Source organism: Bhargavaea beijingensis, assembly GCF_900101985.1.
In the GTDB taxonomy this organism is placed as follows: domain Bacteria; phylum Bacillota; class Bacilli; order Bacillales_A; family Planococcaceae; genus Bhargavaea; species Bhargavaea beijingensis.
Genome location: NZ_FNAR01000039.1, coordinates 1 through 5,215 on the forward strand (window position 1 = coordinate 1; position 5,215 = coordinate 5,215).

A 5,215-nucleotide genomic window follows, 5' to 3' on the forward strand; every position below is an offset into this window, starting at 1 on the left:
AAGAGTTCTGTTGCTCAACGCTTGCGCTTTTGAGCACAGACGCCGTTCTTCGTTACGGCGTCTGCTACAATCGGTTTAGATGAATGGAGGGGTAGCGATGAAACTTGTCTCGATTTGTCCGAGCAACACGGAATTGCTCGCTTATCTCGGCTTGGACGGACAGCTTGCCGGTGTGGATGATTTTTCGGATTGGCCATCATCTGCAGCGGAACTGCCGAAGCTGGGGCCGGATCTGTCGATCGACATGGAGCGTCTCGAGGCGCTCGGTCCGGATCTGGTTCTGGCTTCGCTCAGCGTACCGGGAATGGAGCGGAATGTGGAGGAACTGGAAAAGCGCGGCATTCCACATCTGGTTACCGATCCCCAGAGCCTTGAAGATATCGCAGACGACCTGGTCACCGTCGGCAGGGCATGCGGCATTGAAGAGCGGGCTTTGAAGACTGCGCGGGAATATTCGGACTTCATCAGTGAACTTGAAAAGCGCGCGGAATTGGCAACGGACAGACCGTCTCTATACTGGGAGTGGTGGCCAAAGCCGGTTTTCACTCCCGGAAGCATCAACTGGCTCACTGAAATCAGCCGGATTGCTGGCGGGCGCAATATCTATGAAGACGTTGAACTTGCCAGCGTCCAGACGGACTGGGAAGACGTTGCCTCCCGGGACCCGGGCCGCATTTTGCTCGCGTGGGTCGGTGTCCGTACTGAAAAGATCCGGCCGGAGCTGCTGCTGAACAGGCCGGGCTGGCCGGATCTCCGCGCGGTGCGCGATGGACAGGTCGATGTCATGGAGGAATGGCTTTACTGCCGCCCGTCACCACGCCTGCTGGAAGGTGCGCTGAAACTCGGCAATCTGCTTCATCCGGAACTGTATGGGGATCTCCGGCTGCCAGGATGGGTCCATGCGGTCAACTGAACAAAAACAGCCCCTGCGGACGCGAAAATGTCTGCAGGGGCTATTCATCGTTATTCTATGGCTGAGGCCATCACAGAAAGAAGTTCTTCCGCAGTAAGAGATGTGTCGCCCCCGCCCTGTACAAAAGTCTCGCTGCCGCCGCCTTTTCCGCCGGTTGCTTCGAGCGCGGCTGCGGCTACCTGTTTCATGGAAACCTTTGCTTCACTGCCGCGCGCTGCGACAAACTGCAGCTTGCCGCCGTTTCGTACAGTGAGCAGGACGATGGCGTCTTCCCGGGCAGTTGCTGCAGCCCTGCCCAGTTTCTGCAGGACTCCGATCGGGCGGTCTTTAAAGGAGGCTTTTACCAACGGCCCGGTGGTGACGAGAGAGCGCGCCTCCATTTCAAGCAACCGGCCTTCCGCTTCCGCAAGCTGCTTTTCAAGAGCGCGGTTCGTATCAAGAAGCCTTCTGATCGCTTCTGTTGTATTTTCTTCCGGTACGCTCAGCATTCCGACCGCTTCCTTAAGAATGCGGTTCTTTTTTTCGAGCTGATCGAGAATCCGATTGCCGCAGACAAAATGAATGCGGGTTTTCTTTCTCACTCGTTCCATTCCGAGAATCTTCAACTGCCCGACTTCTCCCGTGGAATATGGATGAGTCCCGCCGCACCCGTTGTAATCGTAATCCGGGATGATGACAAGCCGGATTTCCCCGTCCACCGCAATTTCCTTCCTTAGGCGATTCCGGTCCAGTTCCCCTTCCGTCACCCAGCGGGTTTCGATCGCCCGGTTTTCACGGATAATCTCATTTGCCCGCTTCTCGGCCGCTTCCAACTGCTCATCGATCAGGTGCTCGGTATCCAGATCAATCGATACGCTTTCACTGCCGAGATGAAAACTGACTGTCGCGCAGCCTGCCGTCTCGATGAAGGCCGCCGTCAGGATGTGCTGTCCCGTATGCTGCTGCATATGGTCGTGCCGTCGTGTCCAGTCGATTTTGCCTGAGACGACGAGCGCATTCAACGGTTTTTCCACATAGTGGAGAATTTCGCCGTCCTTTTCTTCCACGTCCGTTACACGGATGCCGTTAAGCTTACCTGTATCGTGCGGCTGACCGCCACCCGTCGGGTAAAACAAAGTGTTTTCAAGCACGGCGAACGGCCTGCCGTCTTCCACTCCTTCCCGGATGACATTCGCCTTGAAGGTCGTCCGATAAGGATCTTTATAGTACAGACGATCTTTCAGCATGGAAATTCCCTCCTTGCATCCCGGTCTCACGCGGGCGCCCCGGTCAGTTAAATTGGATCATCGTGTATTTTTTCTTGCCGCGGCGGATGATGGTGAACGCGTCATCCAAACGATCAGAGGCATCAATCGTGTAATCCAGGTCTTTCACCCGTTCCCCATTGATGGAGATTGCGCCGTTTGTCACATCTTCCCGCGCCTGGCGTTTGGAAGGGGAAATTCCGGCATCGACAATGAGGTCGATGATGTTCCGGTCTTCCTTCACAGTTTCATAGCTCGGTACATCTTTGAACGCATCTTTCATTTCGGATACGGACAGGGATTTCAGATCGCCGCTGAACAGTGCGGCAGTAATGCGTTCCGCCTGGGCAAGCGCCTCATCACCGTGGATCACGCGTGTCATTTCTTCGGCCAGTGTCTTTTGAGCCTCGCGGAGATGCGGCTCTTCTTCAACCGCTTTTTCCAGTTCCGAAATTTCTTCTTTGCTGAGGAACGTAAAGATTTTCAGGTACTTGATGACATCCGCATCCGCCGCGTTGATCCAGAACTGGTAGAACTCGTATGGGGATGTCTTTTCCGGATCCAGCCAGACATTGCCTCCGGCCGTCTTGCCGAATTTCGTTCCGTCGGCCTTGGTAACGAGTGGTATCGTCAGGCCGAACGCCTTTGCGTTCTCGTCATGGGTTTTCCGGATAACTTCCAGCCCAGTCGTGATATTGCCCCACTGGTCCGAGCCGCCCACCTGCACGCGGCAGTTGTAATGATCATAGAGGTGGTTAAAGTCCGCCCCCTGTATGAGCATGTACGAAAACTCGGTGAATGAAATTCCGGTTTCAAGACGTGTCGCGACGTTCTCTTTTGCCAGCATGTAGTTCACACTCAGAAGCTTTCCGTAGTCGCGCAGGAAGTCGATTGCCGTCATTTTGCCGAACCAGTCTTTGTTGTTGACCATGAGAGCGGCATTTTCATCACTGAAATCGAAAATCTGCTCCAGCTGGCCGCGGATGCCGGCCACGTTGTGGCTGAGCTGCTCTTCCGAAAGCAATTGCCGCTCATCCGCCTTGAACGACGGGTCCCCGATCATGCCGGTCGCTCCACCCACCAGCACGATCGGCCGGTGCCCATGCTTTTGGAACCGGCGAAGCGTCAGGAATGGCACGATATGTCCGATATGCAGGCTATCGGCTGTCGGGTCAACCCCGCAATAGAGGGAAATGCTTTCCTTGTTCAGAAGTTCGGCAAGGGCTTCCTCGTCCGTTGTTTGGTAGAGCAGGCCTCTCCATTTCAGGTCTTCGATCAGTTCATTCGTCATTGTTCATCCCTCCAGAAAATAATAAAAGCCCCTGCGGATCCGAAGATCCTGCAGGGGCGCTGATTCCATCAACGCGGTACCACCCGGCTTGGGAAGCGCAAACCGCTTCCCCGCTTATGCATGGTAACGCCATGCCGGCGCCTTGCTCCGGGGCTGTAATTCACGAATCGTCCGCCGGGCAGCTTCCACCAGCCGCTGCCTCTCTGATTGCTCGGCGGACGGCGCTACTGCGGCCCCATCCTCGCTCGGTAATGATATAATAATCCCCATTCTATCTGAATCCTGAACGATGTCAATACTGATTCTTCAAGTCCTCTGCCAACTGGGCAGGTTTGCCCGTGGAGTGCTTCGGTTTTTCTGGATGCGCATGCCATCGTAGGCCCCGCCCGTCCCCTTCCATCCAGATCTGGTCTTTTTAATCGTTCTTATTTTGAGCATCTAACTCAATTTGTTTTTCAGATCTCTCTTTACTCTCCATAAGGTCCGAAATGGTCACAAACCTATACCCTTTCTGTTCAAACTCAGGCAAGATTTCCTTCAATGCTTCCACAGTTTGTTGGCGATTGCCTCCACCATCATGAAAAAGTACAACATTTCCTTCTCTTGCTCCGTCCAAGACCTTGTCAACGATTTTCTTAACACCAGGGCTTTTCCAATCTAATGTATCCAAGTGCCACGACCACATCACTAATTTGTAGCCTTCTTTAGACACAGCTTCTACGTGTTCATCTGTGTATGCTCCTTCGACAGGCCGGAATAACTTGGTTCGTTCTCCGGTAATCGAGTAAATCGTCTCATGAGTTTTCCTAATTTCCGCAATCAATTCAGATGTTCTCATTTTTCGCTTGTGTGTGTAGGTATGATTGGCTATTTCATGTCCTTCGTCCAGCATACGGCGAAGGAGAACTGGATTCTTTTCAGCATGCTCTCCAACTACAAAGAATGTTGCATTCGCATTATACTTTTTCAAGATATCCAATATGTCTGCTGTATACTTTCGATGGGGTCCATCATCAAAAGTCAAAGCAATTACTTTCTCTTCCGTGTTAATTTCCCACATAATCTGTCCTGCTTCCTCATAGTACTGCCTTCCTTTATCGGCATAAGTACTTTTAATAACCACGAACAGGGCCACAATAAGGAACAAAGGCAAGATCAATTTTTTCATGATTACACTCCCCGGCAACAGATTATGCCCTTAGTATTCAGCAATTAGCCGAGCAAATTCCTGTTCGTTTTTGGATTTCCTTCATGGAGAGTGCTCTGCGGTATGGCAGAGCTTTTTTCCTAACATCAAACAAGGGGCCGAATGAGTGGGACACTTTCTGGAATGCTTACCGCTGCCATCCTTGATCGTCTGCTTCATGGCAGAGAGGTTATATCATTCAGCGAGCATGATGACAGCCTGTTGAAGCTGCATTAACATGTGAATTCGGCAAAACTAACACAGTAACGACAACAAGAGATATGTTCCTAAGAGAAAACTGGGCAGCTTCAAGTAAGACATGTATACAAACATTAATGTTACAATAGAGAAATGGATAAGTATTAATGGAATAAAACACAAGGCAGGGAAGACAAAAGTAGTACCTGTTAAAAGAAAAAGCGGTTCCGAGTTAAAATTTAACGTTTATTAAGATAAATAGGAAAGAGACGATGTGATTAGCATCTTTTCAGACTGTAGACAAAACGGACCCAAAAGAAATCTTTTTGGGTCCGTTTTGTCATTTTCGTGGATATTTCGCATGTTTTTTCCCATCCCCCCCT

4 protein-coding genes are annotated in these 5,215 nt (G+C 51.5%); 1 reads left to right on the top strand and 3 read right to left on the bottom strand.

Annotated features, from left to right (window positions below):
* Window positions 1-97: 97 nt before the first annotated feature.
* Window positions 98-913, top strand: a complete 816-nt coding sequence (locus BLT01_RS14895) for a cobalamin-binding protein (RefSeq protein ID WP_092099116.1) — start codon at window positions 98-100, stop codon at window positions 911-913.
* 50 nt (window positions 914-963) lie between these two features.
* Here BLT01_RS14895 and BLT01_RS14900 read toward each other — a convergent pair whose 3' ends face one another.
* The 3 genes from BLT01_RS14900 to BLT01_RS14910 all read right to left on the bottom strand — a co-directional run bounded on the left by BLT01_RS14900 (window position 964) and on the right by BLT01_RS14910 (window position 4,616).
* Complete coding sequence (locus tag BLT01_RS14900) at window positions 964-2,139, bottom strand: alanyl-tRNA editing protein (protein ID WP_092099119.1); 1,176 nt, start codon at window positions 2,137-2,139, stop codon at window positions 964-966.
* A 43-nt stretch (window positions 2,140-2,182) separates the two neighbouring features.
* Complete coding sequence (gene tyrS, locus BLT01_RS14905; protein ID WP_092099121.1) at window positions 2,183-3,448, bottom strand: tyrosine--tRNA ligase; 1,266 nt, start codon at window positions 3,446-3,448, stop codon at window positions 2,183-2,185.
* A gap of 415 nt (window positions 3,449-3,863) precedes the next feature.
* Window positions 3,864-4,616 (bottom strand): polysaccharide deacetylase family protein, encoded by a 753-nt coding sequence (locus tag BLT01_RS14910; protein ID WP_092099124.1) that lies wholly within the window; start codon window positions 4,614-4,616, stop codon window positions 3,864-3,866.
* Between the last annotated feature and the right edge of the window lie 599 nt (window positions 4,617-5,215).

What these genes read in the sequence shown, in the direction of transcription:
- BLT01_RS14910 (WP_092099124.1), bottom strand. Translation starts at nt 4,616, where the DNA reads ATGAAAAAATTGATCTTGCCTTTGTTCCTTATTGTGGCCCTGTTCGTG.
- BLT01_RS14895 (WP_092099116.1), top strand. Translation starts at nt 98, where the DNA reads ATGAAACTTGTCTCGATTTGTCCGAGCAACACGGAATTGCTCGCTTAT.
- tyrS (WP_092099121.1), bottom strand. Translation starts at nt 3,448, where the DNA reads ATGACGAATGAACTGATCGAAGACCTGAAATGGAGAGGCCTGCTCTAC.
- BLT01_RS14900 (WP_092099119.1), bottom strand. Translation starts at nt 2,139, where the DNA reads ATGCTGAAAGATCGTCTGTACTATAAAGATCCTTATCGGACGACCTTC.